The 19,364-nt window shown below is 72.5% G+C and carries 16 protein-coding genes; 5 read left to right on the top strand and 11 right to left on the bottom strand.

Annotation, left to right across the window (positions count from 1 at the left end; translation table 11 throughout):
- Nucleotides 1-565 (top strand): type IV pilus biogenesis protein PilP (gene pilP / locus D3P35_RS17665; RefSeq protein WP_157982186.1); only part of this gene is annotated, 565 nt, incomplete at its 5' end.
- A gap of 58 nt (nt 566-623) precedes the next feature.
- Here pilP and D3P35_RS27000 read toward each other — a convergent pair.
- From D3P35_RS27000 to mgtE, 6 genes are all read right to left on the bottom strand, one after another.
- The gene (locus D3P35_RS27000) at nt 624-2,276 is read right to left on the bottom strand and encodes a molybdopterin-binding/glycosyltransferase family 2 protein (RefSeq protein WP_118136220.1); all 1,653 of its coding nucleotides are present in this window, start codon (nt 2,274-2,276) and stop codon (nt 624-626) included.
- The gene (locus D3P35_RS17655) at nt 2,273-3,295 is read right to left on the bottom strand and encodes an XdhC family protein (RefSeq protein ID WP_118136218.1); all 1,023 of its coding nucleotides are present in this window, start codon (nt 3,293-3,295) and stop codon (nt 2,273-2,275) included. Before D3P35_RS17655 ends, D3P35_RS27000 begins: the two co-directional genes overlap by 4 nt.
- 26 nt (nt 3,296-3,321) lie before the next feature.
- The gene (locus tag D3P35_RS17650; protein ID WP_118136216.1) at nt 3,322-4,578 is read right to left on the bottom strand and encodes a VWA domain-containing protein; all 1,257 of its coding nucleotides are present in this window, start codon (nt 4,576-4,578) and stop codon (nt 3,322-3,324) included.
- A gap of 2 nt (nt 4,579-4,580) precedes the next feature.
- Nucleotides 4,581-4,946, bottom strand: a complete 366-nt coding sequence (locus D3P35_RS17645) for a DUF4260 family protein (protein ID WP_118136214.1) — start codon at nt 4,944-4,946, stop codon at nt 4,581-4,583.
- An 8-nt stretch (nt 4,947-4,954) separates the two neighbouring features.
- The gene (locus D3P35_RS17640) at nt 4,955-5,866 is read right to left on the bottom strand and encodes a MoxR family ATPase (RefSeq protein ID WP_118136212.1); all 912 of its coding nucleotides are present in this window, start codon (nt 5,864-5,866) and stop codon (nt 4,955-4,957) included.
- 98 nt (nt 5,867-5,964) lie between these two features.
- Nucleotides 5,965-7,347: a magnesium transporter gene (gene mgtE / locus D3P35_RS17635; protein WP_118136210.1), complete on the bottom strand. Its 1,383-nt coding sequence runs from the start codon at nt 7,345-7,347 to the stop codon at nt 5,965-5,967.
- A gap of 182 nt (nt 7,348-7,529) precedes the next feature.
- Between mgtE and D3P35_RS17630 the strand changes: the two genes are divergently transcribed.
- Both D3P35_RS17630 and D3P35_RS17625 read left to right on the top strand, forming a co-directional pair.
- On the top strand, nt 7,530-8,927 hold the full coding sequence (locus D3P35_RS17630) for a tetratricopeptide repeat protein (protein WP_118136208.1): 1,398 nt from the start codon (nt 7,530-7,532) through the stop codon (nt 8,925-8,927).
- Complete coding sequence (locus D3P35_RS17625; protein ID WP_118136206.1) at nt 8,924-9,313, top strand: DUF6165 family protein; 390 nt, start codon at nt 8,924-8,926, stop codon at nt 9,311-9,313. Before D3P35_RS17630 ends, D3P35_RS17625 begins: the two co-directional genes overlap by 4 nt.
- 588 nt (nt 9,314-9,901) lie before the next feature.
- On the opposite strand, the gene D3P35_RS17620 is transcribed toward D3P35_RS17625, so the two are convergent.
- Nucleotides 9,902-11,257, bottom strand: a complete 1,356-nt coding sequence (locus tag D3P35_RS17620; RefSeq protein ID WP_118136204.1) for a tetratricopeptide repeat protein — start codon at nt 11,255-11,257, stop codon at nt 9,902-9,904.
- A 96-nt stretch (nt 11,258-11,353) separates the two neighbouring features.
- On the opposite strand from D3P35_RS17620, the gene D3P35_RS17615 reads away from it, so the two are divergent.
- The gene (locus D3P35_RS17615; RefSeq protein ID WP_118136202.1) at nt 11,354-12,133 is read left to right on the top strand and encodes an alpha/beta fold hydrolase; all 780 of its coding nucleotides are present in this window, start codon (nt 11,354-11,356) and stop codon (nt 12,131-12,133) included.
- Nucleotides 12,134-12,137: 4 nt separating this feature from the next.
- On the opposite strand, the gene D3P35_RS17610 is transcribed toward D3P35_RS17615, so the two are convergent.
- Complete coding sequence (locus D3P35_RS17610) at nt 12,138-12,488, bottom strand: DMT family protein (protein WP_118136200.1); 351 nt, start codon at nt 12,486-12,488, stop codon at nt 12,138-12,140.
- Between the two features lie 119 nt (nt 12,489-12,607).
- Between D3P35_RS17610 and rimO the strand changes: the two genes are divergently transcribed.
- Nucleotides 12,608-13,993: a 30S ribosomal protein S12 methylthiotransferase RimO gene (gene rimO, locus D3P35_RS17605; protein WP_118136231.1), complete on the top strand. Its 1,386-nt coding sequence runs from the start codon at nt 12,608-12,610 to the stop codon at nt 13,991-13,993.
- A 511-nt stretch (nt 13,994-14,504) separates the two neighbouring features.
- Here the strand turns inward: rimO and D3P35_RS17600 are convergent.
- From D3P35_RS17600 to D3P35_RS17590, 3 genes are read right to left on the bottom strand one after another with little or no spacing between them, the layout of a single operon-like run.
- The gene (locus tag D3P35_RS17600; RefSeq protein WP_118136198.1) at nt 14,505-15,626 is read right to left on the bottom strand and encodes an ABC transporter permease; all 1,122 of its coding nucleotides are present in this window, start codon (nt 15,624-15,626) and stop codon (nt 14,505-14,507) included.
- A 3-nt stretch (nt 15,627-15,629) separates the two neighbouring features.
- Nucleotides 15,630-18,377, bottom strand: a complete 2,748-nt coding sequence (rbbA, locus tag D3P35_RS17595; RefSeq protein ID WP_118136196.1) for a ribosome-associated ATPase/putative transporter RbbA — start codon at nt 18,375-18,377, stop codon at nt 15,630-15,632.
- Complete coding sequence (locus D3P35_RS17590) at nt 18,367-19,353, bottom strand: HlyD family secretion protein (protein ID WP_118136193.1); 987 nt, start codon at nt 19,351-19,353, stop codon at nt 18,367-18,369. Before D3P35_RS17590 ends, rbbA begins: the two co-directional genes overlap by 11 nt.
- Between the last annotated feature and the right edge of the window lie 11 nt (nt 19,354-19,364).

Genomic DNA, 19,364 nt, shown 5'->3' with positions numbered 1-19,364 from the left:
GACCGGGCTCCGGAGGGAGGCGAACGTCCGCCAGTCCGCCCAGCCGCAGGCCCGGCCTGGCAGCAGCGCACCCGCACCGCGGGCCGCCGCGACCACGCAGCCGGCCTCGGCCCTCTCGCCGAAGGAGGCGGACGAGCCCAAGCCGCGCCCCGGCTCGGTGCGCGCCCAGGCCCCGGCGCCGGAGATCTCCTCGGCCAGCCGCTACGCCGTGGGCCGCACGCCCCAGCCGCCCGAGCGCCCGGCCCGCATCGCCGCCAAGGCCGTGCGCCAGCCCGCCGGCGCCGTACCCACAACCGCAGTAGCCGTGGTGAAGACCCCCGTGAACATCTCTACCTCCGCCGCCGCCACCGACAGCGGCCTGTTCGACCGCGACGCCCTGAACCTGATCGGCATCTACGGCACCGAGCACAGCCGCCGCGCCCTGCTGCGCCTGCCCACCGGCAAGTATGTCCGCGTCACGCGCGGCGATTCCTTCGAGGGCTGGAAGGTGGCGGCGATCAGCGAGGATGCCGTGCACCTGCTGCGCTCCGGCGAGACCCAGGTGCTGAAGATCCCCCACAAGTAGGCGCAGCCGGCGCGGCGGGCCGCGCCCCGGACGCGCGGCGCAACCGCCCGCCCGGCGGTCAGGCCCCGGCCTGCTCGGCCTGCAGGCGGCGCCAGTTCTCCCAGGCCTCGGGCGAATCGAGGTCGATGACCGCCGCCTCGCCCGGGGTGGGCACATCGGTGAGAAAGCCGGCCGCATCGCGCAGGATGCCGCGGGCGCCACGATCGCCCGTCAGCCCGGCGAGGCTCTCGAAGAAGCGCCGGCCGAAGAGCACCGGCTGGCCCGGCTGCCCGGAGGCGGTGACGGCGCGGCAGATCTCGCGGCCCTCCATCGGGTCGAAGGCCGCCACCAGCCGGTCGAGATGGGCGGGCCCCACCTCGGGCATGTCGGCGAGGGCGATGATCACCGCGTCCACGTCGCCGGCGAGCTCGCGCATGCCGGCGCGGATGGAGGCGGCCATGCCCTCGGCCGCCTGCGGGTTGGCGACGAGGCCGAGCCCCTCCACCCCCTCCAGCGCCGCGGCGCGCGGGCCGTCGAGCCGGTCGAGCACCACGTGCACGCGGCGCACCTGTGCCTTCGCGCAGGCCTTCGCGGAATGGCGCAGCAGCGGGCCGTCGGGGAGCTCCTCCAGCAGCTTGTCACGCCCGCGCATGCGCCGCGCGCTGCCGGCGGCGAGCAGCAGAACCTCCACCACCGGGCGGCCGCGGGCGGTGCTGCCGCCGCGGGGCTGGGGCCGCGAGGGGATCTCCTTCAGCAGCCCCCCCACGCCCATGGCGGCGATCTCGGCATCGCCCACCGGCACGCCGCAGATCACCCGTTCCAGCACCCAGTCCGCGCCGTTGAGCGCGAGCGTGCGCACGCAGCCGGGCAGGCCGATCACCGGGCGGGAGTCGGCCAGCCGGCCGAGGAACAGCAGGTTGCCGGGGTCGACCGGCATGCCGAAGCGCTCCAGCACGCCGCCGCAGGCGGCAAGGGCGGCGGGGCCCACGTCCTCGCGGTCCTGCGTGGCCGAGCCGCCGAGCACCAGCAGCAGCTCGGCGCCTGCATCGGCCGCGCGCGTGAGCGCCGCGGCGAGCGCGCCGGTTTCGTGCGGCACCACTTCCTCGTGCACCAGCTCGGCGCCGAGCCCGGCGAGCCGGGTGCGCACCGCCTCCACGCCCTTGGCGATCACGCTGTCTTTCATGCCGGGGATGCGGGTGCTGCACAGGGCCGCGCGGGTGAGGCGCGGGGCCTCCACCCGCATCAGCGGGCCCTGCGGGCGGGCGGCGGCGATGGCGGCTTCCACCGTGGCGGCGGGCACGGCGTAGGGCAGGATCTTCACGGTCGCGACCATGTCGCGCGCCTCCACCCGCGCGTGCTCCGCGAGGGTGGCGAGGGTGACCGCCTCGTCCACCGCGTTGAACCGCGCCACGGCATCGGCATCGACCTCGAAGAGCCCGGGCTGTGCGGCATGCAGGTTCACCCGGCCGGTGAAGGGCGCCTGCACGGTGAGGCCGAGGGCGGCGGCCCCCGGCACCAGCGCCTCGGCCACGCGGGCGGCGGCGGCATCCTCCGACATGTCCTCGGGCGCGAGGCGGGCGGCGATGACGCTCGTCAGCCCCTCGGCGCGCAGGGCGTCGATGTCGGCGGCAGAGAACACCCGGCCCTTGCGCAGCCGCTTGCCCGCCACCATCAGCGAATGGGCGAGGACGGCGCCTTCCGCCTCCTCCAGCGCCAGCCGGCCGAAGATCATGCCGCGCTCGCCGCCACGCCGGGCCGGGTGGCCGGGCGGCGCAGGCGCTCGGTGATCTGGGCGAGGATCGACACCGCGATCTCGGCCGGTGATTTCGCGCCGATATCGGCGCCCACCGGGGCGTGGATGCGGGCCAGCGCCTCGGCCGAGACCCCCTCCGCCCCCAGCCGGTCGAGCCGCTTTGCGTGGGTGCGGGTGGAGCCGAGGCAGCCGAGGTAGAAGCACTCGGAGGCCAGCGCCACGCGGATGGCGGGGTCGTCGAGCTTGGGGTCATGCGTGAGGGTGACGACGGCGGTGCGGGCGTCGACCCCGAGCCCGCGCAGGGCCTCGTCGGGCCAGTCCCGCAGGATGGTCTCGCCGGGGAAGCGGGCGTCGGCGGCGAAGGCCTCGCGCGGGTCGACGAGGGTGGCGTCATAGCCCGCGACGCGCGCCATCTGCAGCAGCGGCTGGGCGATGTGCACCGCCCCCACCACCACCATGCGCAGCGGCGGGTTGTGCACGCCGAGGAACCACGCGCCGGCGAAGCCCGAACGGTCGGCGTGGCGGGCGGCATCGGCCTCGGCGATGAGCGCATCCGGCCCGGCGCCGATCAGCCGGCGCTCCCAGGTCTCCGTGTTCACCGCGCAGACCGTGGCGCGGCGGGCGGCGCGGGCGGCGACCAGCGCCTCGAGCATTTCGACGGGGAAGCCCTGGCCCACACCCACCGGCTCCACCATCACCCGGATGGTGCCGCCGCAGGCGAGGCCCACGGCGAAGGCGTCGTCGTCCGACACGCCGTAGGTGAGCACGCGGGGGGTGCCGTCCTCCAGCGCGTCGAGCGCCTCGGCCACCACCGCGCCCTCCACGCAGCCGCCGGAGACCGAGCCCATGATCTCGGCCTCGCCGGAAATGACGAGCTGCGAGCCCACCGGGCGCGGGGCCGAGCCCCAGGTTTCGATCACCGTGGCCAGCGCCACACCTTTGCCCGCGCGCACCCAGTCGAGGGCGATCTCGGGCATGCTGTCATGATCTGCGGTCATCGCGGGTCTCCTTGCTCGGGGGCCGCTCAGGCATCGAGCAGCCGCATCAGGCGGGTCTTCTCCCCGGTGTCGCCGGCGCGGGTGAGGGCGGCGGAGAGCTCCTCCAGGGAATTGATATTGTGTGCGGCACGGAACACATCAACATGCGGCAGCAAGGCGCGGATGCCGCCGGCCCTGGGCGCGAACCCGTCCCAGCGCAGCAGCGGGTTGAGCCAGATCAGCCGGCGCGAGGAGAGCGACAGCCGCTCCGCCGCGCGGCCGAGCAGGGCGGGGTCCTCGCGGTCGAGCCCGTCGGTGATCAGCAGCACCACGGCGCCCTGCCCCAGCACGCGGCGCGACCAGGTGCGGTTGAACTCCTCGAGCGTGGCGCCGAGGCGGGTGCCGCCCTCCCAGTCCCGCGCCTCGCGCCCCGCGGCGGCCAGCGCCGCGTCGGCGTCGCGGGTGTGGAGGTGGCGGGTGATGTTGGTGAGGCGGGTGCCGAGGGTGAAGGCATGCACCTTCGCCCAGCCCGCGCCCTTCGCATTCGCCGCCGCGTGGAGGAAATGCAGCAGCATGCGCGAGTAGGAGGACATCGAGCCCGAGATGTCGCAGAGCGCCACGAGGTTCGGCCAGCGCTCGCGCCGCTCGCGCAGGGCGAGGCGGCGGATGTCGCCGCCGGTGCGCATCGCGCCGCGCATGGTGCCGCGCCAGTCCGGCACATGGCCGCGCGGGGCGGCGCGGGTGCGGCGCGAGGCGATGGGCTGCACCGGCAGCTCGAGCCGGGCGATGGCGCGTTTCGCCTGCTCCTGCTCGGCGGAGGACATCTGCTCGAAATCCTGGGCGCGCAGCTTCTCGTCGGCCGAGAAGGTGAGGGTGGCGTCGAACTCCACCAGCTCGTCGCCCTCTTCCTCCGGCGGGGGCGGCGGCGGCGTGTCGGCCTCGGCCAGCAGGGCCTCGGCGGCGCGGCGCTCGGCGGAGGCGGCCTTGTGCTCCTCCTGCACGCCGCGGATGGCGGGCAGTATCATCGACATCATGTGCTCGAGGAACTGCGGGTCGCGCCAGTAGAGGCGGAAGACCTGGGAGAAGATCGCCCGGTGCTCGGGGCGGGACACGAAACAGGCGTGCAGGGTCCAGTAGAAATCCTCCTTCTCGGTGAAGCCCGCCGCCTCCACCGCGCGCACCGCGTCCACCACCCGGCCGGTGCCCACCGGCAGGCCGGCGCGGCGCAGGGCGCGGGCGAAATGCATGATGTTGAGGGCGAGGCGCCCCTCGGGGTTGACCGGCAGGTCGGCGTATTCGGCCATGCTCAGCTCCTCCCGATGCGCCCGAGATGGGTGACGGCGAAGCCCTCCCGGCTCTTCAGCCCGAAGCCGAGCGCGCGGTCGATGGCCGCATGCAGCGCCCAGGTGCCGGCCGCGGCGAGCCCGGCCTCCCACCCCGCGAGCCCCGCCGCCGCCGCGAGCAGCGCGGGCCCGGCATAGGAATGCGCGGCATTGTAGACGAGTGCGCCCGCCCGCGGCCCGGCGAGATAGGCCAGCAGCGCGAGGTCGGGTGCGGCCAGCACCGCCACCACCAGCCACCAGGCCGGCCCCTGCACCGCGAGCAGCACGGCGAGGCCGAGGGCCACGGCCGCACTCTCGGCCCTGAGCAGCCGCTGGAAGGGCGCGGTCATCGCCGGCCTCAGACCGGCTGGAGGGAGGCGCGGGCGTCGTCGAGGATGCGCTTGGCCTCCGAGCCCTGCAGCTTCGCGATATCGTCCTGGTATTTCAGGATGGCGCCGAGCGTGTCGGCGATCACCTGCGGCGAGAGCTGGATGGCATCGAGCGCCACGAGGCATTTCGCCCAGTCGATGGTCTCGGCCACGCCGGGCTTCTTGAACAGATCCTCGGTGCGCAGCTTCTGCACGAAGGCGACCACCTCGCGCGAGAGGGTTTCGGCGGCTTCCGGCGCGCGGGCGGTGAGGATTTCCAGCTCGCGCTCGAAATCCGGGTAGTCCACCCAGTGGTAGAGGCAGCGGCGCTTGAGCGCGTCATGCACCTCGCGCGTGCGGTTGGAGGTGAGGATCACGATGGGCGGCTCGGGTGCCTTCACGGTGCCGAGCTCGGGGATGGTGACCTGGAAGTCGGAGAGTGCCTCGAGCAGGAAGGCCTCGAAGGGCTCGTCGGTGCGGTCGAGCTCGTCGATCAGCAGCACCGGGGCGCCGCCGGCCTGCGGGCTCATCGCCTCCAGCAGCGGGCGGCGGATGAGGAAGTCCTCGGAGAAGAGCTCGGCGTTGAGCGCCGCGCGGTCGGCCTGGCCGGCGGCCTCGGCGGTGCGGATCGCCACCATCTGGGCGGGGAAGTTCCACTCGTAGACCGCCGAGCCCGCGTCGAGCCCCTCGTAGCACTGCAGGCGGATGAGCCTTCGCCCGAGGGCGGCGGAGAGCGCCTTGGCGATCTCGGTCTTGCCCACGCCGGCCTCGCCCTCGAGGAACAGCGGCCGGCCGAGCCTGAGCGACAGGAACACCACCGTGGCGAGCGCGCGGCTGGAGACGTAGCCGGTGGAGGCCAGCAGGGCTTCGGTGGCGTCGATGGACTGTGGAATGGCGGTCATGCTGTCTCCTCGGGCGGCCTGCGCCCACTCAAGCCCCGCGCCCCGGGGAGTTCAAGGCCAAAAGCCGCGGGCCTGCACCTTGGTGCCGCCCCCGCCCCTCAGAGCAGCATCACCGAGGCGAGGCCGAGGAAGGCGAGGAAGCCGATCACGTCGGTGCTCATGGTCACGAACACGCCGGAGGCGAGCGCGGGGTCGGCCCCCGCCTTGTCGAGCCCGATGGGGATGAGGATGCCCACCAGGCCTGCCACCAGCAGGTTGATCAGCATCGCGATCCACAGCACCGCGCCGAGCATGGGCGTGCCGAACCAGATCAGCCCCACCGCGCCGATGAGCAGGCCGAAGACCGCGCCGTTCATCAGCCCCACGATCACCTCGCGGCGCACCACGCGCCACATGTTCTTCGCGGTGATGTCACGCGTGGCGAGGCCGCGCACCGCCACGGTGAGCGACTGGGTGCCGGCGTTGCCGCCCATGGAGGTGACGATGGGCATGAGCACGGCGAGCGCCACGATCGCCTCGATGGTCGAGGAGAAGAGCGCGATCACCGCCGAGGCGATGAGGGCGGTGCAGATGTTCACCGCGAGCCAGGGGAAGCGGGCCCGGGCGGTTTCCCACACCCGGTCGGAGATCTCCTCGTCGCCCACGCCGGCGAGCAGCTTCATGTCCTCCTCGGCCTCGTCCTCGAGCACCTCCATCGCGTCGTCGATGGTGATGACACCCACCAGCCGGCCCTCGGCGTCGGTCACCGGGCCGGTGATCAGGTGGTACTGGTTGAAGGCATAGGCCACGTCCTCCTGCGCCTGGTCGGCGGGGATGGTGCGGAAATCCTCGTTCATCAGCGTGTCGAGCCGGGTCTCGCGCCGGTTGGCCATGATCTTGGAGAGGGCGACCATGCCGACGGGGCGGTGGCGCGGGTCGACGATGATCACGTCGTAGAAATCGTCCGGCAGGTCGTCGGAGGCGCGCATGAAGTCGATGATCTCGCCCACGGTCCAGTGCTCGGGGGCGGAGACCAGCTCGCGCTGCATGAGGCGGCCGGCGGAGTATTCGGGGTAGGTGAGCGAGCGCTCGACCGCGAGGCGGTCGGCATCGTCCAGCGCCTCGAGCACCTTCTCCTGGTCGGGCTCGTCGAGGTCCTCGACGAGGTAGACCATGTCATCGGTCTCGAGCTCCTGGGCCACCCGGGCAAGTTGCTCGGCGCTCAGCAGCGGCACCACGAGGTCGCGCACGCCGGTGCGCAGCTCGGTGATGGCGAAGGGCGCGATGTCCGCGCCCCAGAGGGTGATCAGCTTCTCGCGGCTCGGCTGGTCGATCTGCTCGAGAAGGTCGGCGATATCGGCGTCGTGCAGCGGCTCGAGCAGGGCGACGAGCCGCTCGCGCGCGCCCACTTCCGCCGCCGCGAGGATCGCGTCCACCACCGCCGCATCCAGGCCGTAGGCGTCGTCGGACGGGTCGACTGCGGGCTCGGCGGCATGAGTCATGGCTGCATCCTGTCTCGGCGTGGCGTGTGTGTCGCGTCGGGCCCACAGGTTCTACAGAAGGGCCGTTGGAATGGAAAGCGCCGCAACATGCGGGCGCGGCAGCGCGGCGCGGTTTACCGGCGCGGCGGCTTGGCATAGGCTTTGCGCCACCCCTTCGCCCCCGAGGAAAGCGAGCACCGCGCGTGACGACAGAGCTGCTGCCCACCGGCCGGACCCCGCTTGGCGCGCTGCGCGACGAGGCAGTGGCCGCGCATCGGGCCGGACAGCTCGAGGTGGCACTGCCGAAGTACCGCGCCATCCTGGCCCGCGCGCCGGACGACGCCTCGATGTGGAGCAATCTCGGCGCCCTGCACCGCGCCCGGCGCGAGTTCACCGCCGCCCTCGCCTGCCAGCGCCGCGCCCATGAGCTGGAGCCCGGCCGCAGCGACATCGTGAACAACCTCGGCAACGCGCTCTTCGACGAGGGCCTGCACGAGGAGGCGCTGGCCTGCCGCCGCGAGGTGGCGCGGCTGAGCGGGAACGCCCCCGGCACGCTCCAGCATGTCGCCACCTCGCTGCGCACGATGAACCGCTTCGAGGAAGCGATCGCGGTGTGCGACGCGGGGCTCGCCCGGGCGCCGGAGCATGCCGAGCTGCGCCTGCAGCGCGCCATGGCCAGGCTGGCCCTGGGCGACTACGCCGGGGGCTTCGCCGATTTCGAGGCCCGCTGGGAGACCGGCGAGATCGAGAAGAACGCCCCCGGCATTCCCGAGTGGCGCGGCGAGCCGCTCACCGGGCGCACGCTGCTGGTGTTTCCCGAGCAGGGCTTCGGCGACACGATGCTGATGGCCCGTTTCCTGCCGGCCCTGCGGCGGCTGGGGGCGGCGCGCATCATCCTGGTGGTCAAGCCCGCCCTGCAGCGCCTGCTCGAGGGCATTCCGGGCTGCGACGCGGTGGCCGTCACCGGCACCCGCCGGCCGGAGGCGGATTTCTGGGTGCCGATGATGAGCCTGCCGCACCGCACCGGCCTCACCCCCGGCAGCATTCCGCCGCCCGCCGCCCTCACCGTGCCGGCGGATGCGCGCGCCCGCGCCCGCCGCCTGCTCGCCCCGCATCGCGGGCGGCTCACGGTGGGGGTGCTCTGGTCGGGCTCGCTCACCTACCGGGCCAACCACAAGCGCTCCTTCGCGCAGGAGCGATTCTTCCGGCTCGCGCAGGTGCCGGGCGTGAGCCTGTTCAGCCTCTACAAGGGCCCGCTGCTCGACGCGTTCCGCGCCTCGCCCCTCGCCTCGCTCGTGATCGACGCCGGCGGCCATGACCGCGATTTCGCCGACACCGCGGGCCTGGTGAGCGAGCTCGATCTCGTGGTGTCGATGGACAGCGCCGTGGTGCATCTCGCAGGCTCGCTCGGCCGGCCGGTGTGGAACCTGCTGCACCACTCGGCCTACTGGCTCTACGGGCCCGAGGGCGCCTCCACGCCCTGGTATCCCTCGATGCGCCTCGTCCGCCAGCCGGTGCTCGACGACTGGGACAGCGTGTTCGACACCGTGACGGCCGACCTCACGGCCCTCGCTGCCGCGCGGGGGGCGGTGCGGACATGAAGACCATCCTCACCCCTGTCGCGCCGGGCGAGCTGATCGACAAGATCACCATCCTGCGCCTGAAGGCCGCGCGCATCGGCGCGGGCGAGGCACGGGAGAACGTGTGCCGCGAGCTTGCCCTGCTCGAGGACACCCTCGCTGCCCACGTGCCCCCGGGCGGCGGGATCACCCGGCTCACGGAGGCGCTCGCGGGGGTGAACGCCGAGCTCTGGGACATCGAGGACGCGATCCGCGACTGCGAGCGCCGGGGCGATTTCGGCCCCGGTTTCATCTCCCTCGCCCGCGCGGTCTACCGCACGAACGACCGGCGCGCGGCGCTGAAACGCGAGATCAACCTCGCCCTCGGCTCCGACATCGTCGAGGAGAAGAGCTACACGGGGTACTGAGCCGTTCCATCCATCGGAACACACCCTGGCAAAGGCGCGGGCGCCGGGTGCGCAGCACCCGGCCCGGCCCAAAGAGGCGGACACCGACAGGTGGGCGCCTCGCGGGAGCGCCCCCGGCCGACAGGCCCCTTGCGAGCGGAGACGGAGCCCTCCCGCCCTGCGTCGACCCGCCCTCGCGGGCGCGTCTCCTGCGGTTTGGGCCGGGCCGCGCCTGCGGCGCGGCTGCAGCGCCAGGCGACACCCCTACGACGTGGCGTCCTTGTCAATGGCCACAACCGGGAGCAGCCCGGCAGGCGATGAGATCGGACGCTCCCCGCCCGGCCCTTCCGCCCGGGCGACCAGCCCGGGCCGCGCCCGACCCTCCCCCCGGGAGGGCGCGATGGCGATGTCGGTCGTGGTTCAACCCTCGTCCGGGGCTTTTGAGATAAATCGCTGACCACAGGCCGAGCCGCGCCCACCCAGGGTCGGGCGCGGCCCTCTGCGCTGAGCGGAGAGGGTGCAGCAGCCTGCTCGCGGCGCGACGCTCCGCCTGAGCTGTGACCGGATTGCGGGGGGGGGCCGCGAGGGGGCGACTGCCCCCCCCGGCCGTCAGGCCACGCGCAGGGCCCGGGCGGCGGCGGCGGCCTGCTGGTCGGGGAGGGCGAGGCGGCCGTAGACCTCGGCCAGCATGCGGTTGAGCGGCACGCCCGAGGGGTCGAAGGCCCGCCGCGCCTCGAGCAGTTGCTGGGCGCTCACCCAGGCGCTCTCGCGCATCAGGCTGTCGAGGAAGATCTGCTCGAAGAGATCGCGCTGCGCGTGGCTGCCGCCGACTTTCCACAGCGTGGGGAGCGCCGGGCCGAGAAGGCGGATCGCCTCGGCATGTGCGCCGCGGGCCGCGGCGAGCACGCCCTCGCAGGCGGGCAGTGCCGTCTCGCGCCACATCTCCGCCGCCCAGGGCGGGGCCCCGGCCGCGCGCCTGCGCACCGCCTCCATCAGATCGTCGGCCACCGGCGAGCCGGCGCGGCCGAGCCCGTAGAGGTATTGGAGGGTGAGAAACGCGCTCTCCACATCCGCGCCGCGGGTCTCGAGCCAGGGGCGCAGCGCCTGCCAGCGCCCGCCCGTGTCGATGCCGGCGAAGTCGAGCCGGGCGAGCAGCGACACCGCCCCCACCTGGTCCTGGCTGTAGTCGGGCGCGATGCCCCAGCAATGCGCGTCATGGATGGCGAGCGCCGCCGCGCCGTCGCCGGCCGAGATGTCGAACAGCGCCGTGTGCCACCAGTTGTGCGTGTACATGAAGGAGTTCAGCCCCTCCCAATGCCCGCTCACCCCGGCCATGAAGCGCCGCCCGGCGTCGATCTCGCCGCGGGTGAGGTGCACATGGGCGAGGGCGTGATGCGCCCAGGGCTCGGTCTCGTCACGCGCAAGGGCCGCCTCGGCGGCAGCCCGGGCCTCGTCGAGCAGGTGGCACTGCTCGAAGCCGAAGGCGGCCATGCCGTGGACATGCGCGTTGCCCGCGTTCGCCGGCAGCAGCCGCAGGGCCGAGCGCAGGATGCCGGGCGAATCGCCGAGGTTGAGATATTGCGTCTGCACCAGTTTCAGCGCCACGAGGTCATGCGGCCACTCGGCGGTGATCGCCTCGGCGCGGCGGATCATCTCCGGCCAGTCCCCCGCCATCCACGCCTGCAGCACGCCGAGATGCGCGCGCTCGCGGGCATGGGCGCGCGGCGCGGCGGCGGCGGCGGCCAGCGCATGCGGGCGGGCGCGCTCCGGCGCCTCGGGGCGCTGGAGGAACATCCACAGGTAGCCGGCAAAGACATGCGGCAGGCAGTCGTCGAGCCCCTCGATCACGCCGAGCACGTTGGTGGCCTTGGGGTGATAGCGCAGGAACCCGTCGGTGAAATCATTCACCGCGTCGAGGGCAGCGCCCCTGCAACTCACCGGGTTTCCGAGACAATCGGCGATCATGGCGCTCTCCGGCCCGGGGCCATGCGCCCCCTTGCGGCCGGCGGGGCCGCGTGGTGATTTCGGCAGGTCCCCCCGCGCACGAAAAGGAACGCCCCCATGCCCGAGCTGACGCAAAACGGTATCCAGCAGCATTACGAGCGTCAAGGCGAGGGCCCGCCGCTGCTGCTGCTCGCGGGCATGGCGAGCGACACGGCGAGCTGGGCGCCGCTGCTGCCGCATCTCGGCGGGTTCGAGCTGATCCTGCCCGACAACCGCTGCGCCGGGCGCACCCGGCCCCTGCCCTGCCCGATCTCGCGCGCCGCGATGCTGCAAGACGTGCTCGGCCTGCTCGACGCGCTCGGGCTGGAACGGGTGCATGTGGCCGGGCATTCGCTGGGCGGCATGCTGGCGCTCGACCTCGCGGCGGCGGCACCGGAGCGGGTGCTCTCGCTCACCGCGCTTTCCTGCGCGCGGGGCGTGCGGCCGCGGGCGCTGGCGCTGTTCGAGGCGCTGGCGCGGCTCGAGCCTTCGTCGGAGCCGTGGTTCGCGCTGCTGTTCCAGTTCCTGTTCTCGGAGGGGTTTCACGCGAAGCCCGGCGCGGTGGCCGCAGCGGCGGCGCGTGCGGTGGGCTATGCGCAGCTCCAGCCGGCGGAGGCGTTTCGCGCCCAGGCGGCGGTGCTGCCGGAGTTCGCGGAGCCCGCGGCGCTCACCCCCCTCGCCTGCCCGGCGCTGGCGATGACCGGGGCGGAGGATGTCATCGCCCCGCCGCAGGTGCTGGAAGGCTTCGCCGGGCTCGGCTTTCACACCGAGGCCGTGGCGGGGGCCGCGCATGCGCTGCACTGGGAGGCGCCGGGGGCGGTGGCGAAGGCAATTCGCGCCTGCGTGGCCCGGGCCTGAAGCCTCAGGGCTTCAGGATCACCAGCGCCGCGCCGGCCGCCATCAGCCCGAAGCCGGCGAGCTGGCTCAGCGACAGCGATTCGCGCAGCCAGAGCACCGAGAAGCCGGCGAAGACCGTGAGGGTGATGATCTCCTGCATCACCTTCAGGGTGGCGGCGGAATACACCTGGTGGCCGATGCGGTTTGCCGGCACCGCGAGGCAGTATTCGAAGAAGGCGATGCCCCAGCTCACCAGCACCACCACCGCGAGGGGGGCGGCGCGGTATTTCAGGTGTCCGTACCAGGCGAAGGTCATGAAGACATTGGACAGGCACAGGAGCAGGGGCGGCAGGAGCCAGGGAAGCAGGGCCGGCATGGGATACCTCTGAACGGGGACGGGCGCGGATGGCGCCTGCCTTTCTCGCCTGCGCCGGGGCGCCCGGCAAGCCTGCCTGCACGCTTCCCTATCCCCCCGGTTTCGCCTATATCGCGCGGATGAGCACCAATCCGCCAGATCTGCGCCCCGACCGCGCTCCAGCCCCGCTTCTCGACGGCACCGCCCGCCCCGGCCAGCCGCGTGTCGGCATGGTGAGCCTCGGCTGCCCGAAGGCGCTGGTGGACAGCGAGCGCATCCTCACCCGGCTGCGCGCCGAGGGCTATGCGATCTCGCCGGATTACGCCGGTGCCGACGCGGTGATCGTGAACACCTGCGGCTTCCTCGACAGTGCGAAGGCCGAGAGCCTGGAGGCGATCGGCGAGGCGCTCACCTCCAACGGTCGGGTGATCGTGACCGGCTGTCTCGGCGCGGAGGAGGAGTATATCCGCGGCACGCACCCCAGCGTGCTCGCCGTCACCGGCCCGCACCAGTACGAGCAGGTGCTCGACGCGGTGCATGCCGCCGTGCCGGCCGATCCGAACCCGTTCATCGACCTGCTGCCGGCGAGCTCGGTCTCGCTCACGCCGCGGCATTACAGCTACCTCAAGATTTCCGAGGGCTGCAACCACAAGTGCCGGTTCTGCATCATCCCCGACATGCGCGGCAAGCTCGCCTCCCGCCCCGCCCACGCGGTGCTGCGCGAGGCGGAGAAGCTGGTGGAGAAGGGCGTGCGCGAGCTGCTGGTGATCTCGCAGGACACCTCGGCCTACGGGCTCGACCGCAAGCATGACCTGAACCCCTGGAAAGGCGGCGAGGTGCGCTCGCACATCACCGACCTCGCGCGCGAGCTGGGCGGCCTCGGCGCCTGGGTGCGGCTGCACTACGTCTACCCCTACCCGCATGTGCGCGAGCTGATCCCGCTCATGGCCGAGGGGCTGGTGCTGCCCTACCTCGACATCCCCTTCCAGCACTCCCACCCGGACACGCTGAAGCGCATGGCCCGCCCCGCCAACCAGGCGAAGACGCTCGAGACCATCGCGGGCTGGCGCGAAATCTGCCCCGACATCACCCTGCGCTCGACCTTCATCGTCGGCTTCCCCGGCGAGACGGAGGCGGAGTTTCAGCACCTGCTCGACTGGATGGAGGAGGCCCGGCTCGACCGCGTGGGCGCGTTCAAATACGAGAACGTGGACGGCGCGCGCTCCAACGCCCTGCCCGACCATGTGCCCGAGGAGGTGAAACAGGAGCGTTTCGAGCGCTTCATGGAAGTGGCGCAGCGGATCTCGGCGGAGAAGCTCGAGGCCAAGGTGGGCAGCGTGCAGCAGGTGATCGTCGATTCGGTCGACGGTGACGGCGCGGTGTGCCGCACGAAGGCCGACGCGCCGGAGATCGACGGCAACCTCTTCATCGACGAGGGGTTCGAGGCGCTGAAGCCCGGCGACATGGTGACCGTGACGGTCGACGAGGCCTCCGAATACGATCTCTGGGGCAGCATCACCCGCTGAGAATTTCGGGGCGCCGAGCAGGGCACCCGGCCCGGAACAAGGCACGCAGTGCCGCCGGGCCAGCGCCCGTCCGCCCCCCGGGCGGGCGCTTCGTCGACACAGGCGCCTACGGGCGAGCTCGGCAGCAACGTCACCATGAAACGCGCAGCACAGGCGTGGCGACGCCCACCCGCGGACGGGCACCGGCCCTTTGTTGCGAAGGATGCCGGGAAAAGACACGCGCCGTAACGGCCAGAGCGCGGCCCGGCCCAAGGGGGACGATCTGCGCCGCGCTTTCGCCTCACCGACCGGACGATGCCCCGGCCCGGAACAAGGCACGCAGTGCCGCCGGGCCAGCGCCCGTCCGCCCCCCGGGCGGGCGCTTCGTCGACACAGGCGCCTACGAGCGAGCCCCGCAGAAACGTCACCATGAAACGCGCGGTACAGGCGTGGCGGCGCCCACCCGCGGACGGGCGCCGGCCCTCGGTTGTGCGGCTTCATCGGGGGTGAGGCGCCGCGGCCCGGACCGATGTCAGCGCGCCGACATCGTCTGGCGGAAGCGCAGCAGCGCCACGGCGAGGAACACCGCGCCGATGCCGACGATGGCCGCGAGGCTGGGCCAGACCACGTCGAGCCCCGCGCCCCGGTAGAGCACCGCCTGCGAGAAGGTGGTGAAATGCGTGGCGGGCGAGACCTGCATCACCTGCTGCAGCCGCTCGGGCATGCTCTCCAGCGGCGTGGTGCCGCCCGAGAGCATGTTGAGCACCACGAAGACCGGGATCGACAGCAGCCCAAACTGCGGCATCGAGCGCGCCACGGTGGAGAGCGCTATGCCGAGCGCCGTCATCGAGAAGAGATAGGCCGCCGTCCCCAGCGCGAAGAGCGCGGTGGAGCCCGCCACCGGGATGCCGAGGAAACCCTGCACCACGAGATGCAGCGAGACCACGGCGGCCGCCACGATCACCAGCCCGTTCGCCCAGATCTTCGCCAGCATGATCTCGGTGGGGGTGACCGGCATCACCAGCAGATGCTCGATGGTGCCGCGCTCGCGCTCGCGGATCACCGCCGCCCCGGAGAGGATGATGGCAAGGATGGTCACGTTGTTCACGATCTGCATCACCGCCATGAACCAGCTCGACTCGAGGTTGGGGTTGAACATCGCCCGGATCTCGAGGCTCACCGGTGAGGCGCTCTCCGGCTCGGCGCGCGCGAGGTATTTCGCCGCCTCCTCCTGCACGATGCTCTGCAGGTAGGCCGCACCGTTGCCGGCCAGGGTCATCGCGGTCGCGTCGATGTCGAGCTGCACGGAGGGCACCTCGCCGCGCATCAGGTCGCGCTGGAAATCGGCGGGGATCACCAGCACGAAGGAATAGAGGCCCCGGTCCATCGCCGCGTCCACCTCGGCCCAGGAGATCAGCTCCGGCGGCTTGAAATAGGGCGGCAGTATGGCGCCGCGAATGCGCTCGGAGAGCACCGAACGGTCCTCGTCCACCACGGCGACGGAGGCGTTGCTCACCTCGGTCTTCACGTTGTTGGCCACCGAGTAGATGGCGATGGTGAAGGTGTAGAGGATGAGCCCCACCAGCACCGGGTCGCGCATCACCGAGTAGAGCTCCTTCACCCCGAGCCGGAAGATGTTGGTGAGCGCGCGCATCGCTCAGGCCTCCTGCTTGCTCAGCAGCAGGGTGGCGAGCAGCCAGAAGGCGGCGCAGAAGCCCGCGAGGGCGAGATGGTTGCTCCACAGGTCGGCGAGGCCGAGGCCCTTGTTGAACACGCCGGCGGAGATCTTCTGGAAATAGAGCGGCGGAAACGCCTGCCCCACCACCCGCGCCGAGCCCTCGAGGGTGGAGACCGGGTACATCATGCCCGAGAAGTTCACCGTGGGGATCATCACGATGATCGCGGAGGCGAACACCGCCGCGATCTGCGAACGCACGAAGGTCGACACCACGAGGCCGAAGCCCGTGGCCGCCACCGTGTAGAGCAGCGCGCCGAGCGCGAGGGCTGCGAAGCTGCCGGTGATCCCCAGCCCGAAGGCCACCCGCATCAGCCCGACGAGCGACAGGAAGCTCAGGAGCGCCACGGCCACGTAGGGCAACTGCTTGCCGAGCAGGAACTCGATCTTGCGCGCCGGGGCGGAGTAGAGGTTGGCGATCGAGCCCAGCTCCTTCTCGCGCACCACCGAGAGCGCGGTCATCATGGTGGGGATCATGATGAGCAGCAGCATCAGCACGCCGGGCGGGATGGCATAGACCGAGAGGAACGCCTGATTGTAGCGAAAGCGCGGCACGACATCGACCTGCGAGAGCTGCGGGGCCGCGCCGCTGCGGGTGGTGCCGAGCTCGGTGAGATAGGCGGAGAAGGCGCCCTGGATGTAGCCGCGTGCGGTCTCGGCGCGGTTGGACATCGAGCCGTCGAGCCAGGCCGCCACCTCCGGCGCGCGGCCGGCGACCAGGTCGCGGCCGTAGTCGGGCGGGATGACGAGGGCGAAGCCGATGTCGCCCGCCACCATGCGCCCGGTGAGCTCGGCGAAACTGTCCACCGGGGCTTTCTCGGAGAAGTAGCGCGAGCTCTCGAACTGGCGCAGCAGGGCGCGGCTCTCCTCCGAGCGGTCCTGGTCGAGGGCGGCGTAGGAGAGGTTTTCCACGTCGAAGGAAATGCCGAAGCCCATCGCGAGCATCAGCACCAGCGGCCCGAGCAGCGCGAAGGCGAGGCGGATGGGGTCGCGCATCAGCTCCGTGCCCTCGCGCCGCGCGAAGGCCCAGACCCGGCGGGGCGAGAAGAGGGGCCGGCGCGCCTCTTCCGCCGGCGCGTCGGAGACCGGCACCTCCGGCGCGGCCTCGGCCGGGCCGCCGGCGGTGGCCTCCTCGAGGCAGGCGACGAAGGTCTCCTCCAGGCTGTCGTGGCCGCCCTCGCGGCGCAGCTCCTCCGGCGCGCCCACCGCCAGCACCCGGCCGGCATGCATGAGCGAGATGCGGTCGCAGCGCCCGGCCTCGTTCATGAAATGGGTGGAGATGAAGATGGTCACGCCGTCGCGCCGCGACATGTCGATGAGCAGCTGCCAGAACCCGTCACGCGCCACGGGGTCGACCCCGCTTGTCGGCTCGTCGAGGATCAGGATCTCCGGCCGGTGCAGCACCGCGACGGCGAGCTGCAGGCGCTGGCGCACGCCCAAGGGAAGGCTCTCGGGCCGGGCGGAGGCGACGTCGGCGAGGTCGAACTCCTCCAGCAGTTCCTCGATGCGCGCGGCCTTTTCCGCCCCGCGGATGCCGAAGAGATCGGCGTGCAGCGCGAGGTTCTGGCGCAGGGTGAGCTCGGCGTAGAGCGAGAAGGACTGCGACATGTAGCCCACCCGCCGGCGCACCGCGATGTCACCGCTGTTCACCTCCCGCCCGAAGAGCTTCGCCGTGCCTTCACTGGGCGCGAGCAGCCCGGTGAGCATCTTCATCGTGGTGGTCTTGCCGCAGCCGTTCGAGCCGAGAAAGCCGAAGATCTCGCCGCGCTCGATGCGGAAGCTCACGTCATCCACCGCAGTGAAGGTGCCGAAGCGCATGCTCAGCCCCTCGGCCTCGATGGCGGGCGGGCCCTCGGCGCGCTCGCGCGGTGGCAGGGTGACGGCGTGGTGGCCGGCGCGGCTCTCCTCGGGCAGGAGGGCGACGAAGGCCTCCTCCAGCGTGTCGCGGCCGGTGCGGGCGCGCAGCTCCTGCGGCGTGCCGGTGGCGAGCACCCGGCCCGCGTCCATCGCCACGAGGTCCTCGAAGCCCTCGGCCTCCGACATGTAGGCGGTGGCGGTGATCACGCTCATGCCCGGCCGGCGGGCGCGGATGCGGGCGATCAGCTCCCAGAACTGCCGGCGCGACAGCGGGTCCACCCCGGTGGTGGGCTCGTCGAGGATCAGCAGGTCGGGGTCATGCACGAGGGCGCAGCACAGCGAGAGCTTCTGCTTCATGCCGCCGGAGAGCTTGCCGGCCGGGCGGTCGGGGAAGGGGTCGAGCCCGGTGGCGCGCAGCAGGTCGGCGATGCGCGCCGCGCGCTCCGCCTCGGCCTGGCCGAAGAGCCGGGCGTGGAAGTCGATGTTCTCGCGCACCGAGAGCGTGGGGTAGAGGTTTCGCCCCAGCCCCTGGGGCATGTAGGCGATGCGCTGGCTCAGCCGCGCGCGGGTGGCGGCATCGCCGAGGTCGCCGCCCAGCACCTCCACCCGGCCCTCCCGGATGCGCCGCACCCCGGCGACGAGCCCCAGCAGGGTCGACTTCCCCACCCCGTCCGGCCCGATCAGCCCCACCATGCGCCCGGCGCCGAGGCTGAGGCTCACCCCGCTCAGCGCCGCCTTGCGCCCGTAACGGTGGCTGACCCCCTCGATGCGGACGGCCACCGCGCCGGCCTCGGGGCGCTCGTCATTCGGCATCGGGCAGGGCCACCGCGAGATCCTGCGGCCACTCGGCACCGGGGTCGAGGCGCACGTAGGACACGCCCGGCACCCCGGCCTTCACGATGCGGGAGTGTGCGGCCAGCAGCTCGGGCGGGATGGTCACCTTCACCCGGAACATCAGCTTCTCGCGCTCGCTCTCGGTCTCGACGTATTTCGGGGTGAACTGCGCCTCGCTCGCCACGAAGGTGACATTGGCCGGCACCACGTATTGCGGCGCCGCGTCGAAGACGATGCGCGCCTCCGCCCCGTAGCGCAGCATGCCGGCGGCGGAGGTGGGCAGGTAGACGGTCATGTAGACCTGCGCGAGGTCGAGGATGGTCACGATGCCGCCGCCCGCGGCGAGGATCTCGCCCGGCTCGGCCAGCCGGTACTGCACCCGGCCGGCGCGGGGCGCGCGCAGCACGTATTCGGAGAGGTCGGCCTGCAGCCGGTCCACCGTGGCGCGGGCGGCCTCGATCCCCGCCTCGGTGCGCGCGATGCCGGCCCGGGCCGAGAGCACCGCCGCCGCGGCCGTGTCGCGCTCGGACTGGCGCAGCTCGCGGGTCTGGCGGCTGGCCACACCCCGGTCACCCAGGCTCGCGGCGCGGGAAAGTTCCTGCTCGGCGAAGGAGAGCTCGGCCTCGCGCTGGCGCAGCACGGCGCGGGCCTCGGCGAGGCTCTGCTCGGCCTGGGTCACGCCCGCCTTCGCCTCGCGCAGCTGCGCCTCGATCTGCGAGGCGTCGAGCCGGGCGATCACCTCCCCCTGCTCCACCGTGTCGCCCTCGTGCACCAGCACCTCGGCGAGGCGGCCGGCGAACTTGGTGGCCACGGTCACCCGCTCGGCCTCGATGCGCCCGTTGGCGGAGGCGAAGCCCGGCGGCAGGCCCGGCTCGCGGCCGAAATACCAGTAGGCCCCCGCGCCGAGCGCCACCGCGAGAACCACGACGATCGCCACCCATCTGTTGCTCGGCATCTGCTCCCTCC

The organism is Oceanicella sp. SM1341 (assembly GCF_003448965.1).
Taxonomy (GTDB): Bacteria; Pseudomonadota; Alphaproteobacteria; order Rhodobacterales; family Rhodobacteraceae; genus Paroceanicella.
Note: the sequence above shows the minus strand (reverse complement) of the source record. Positions and strands in the feature narration are given on the sequence as shown.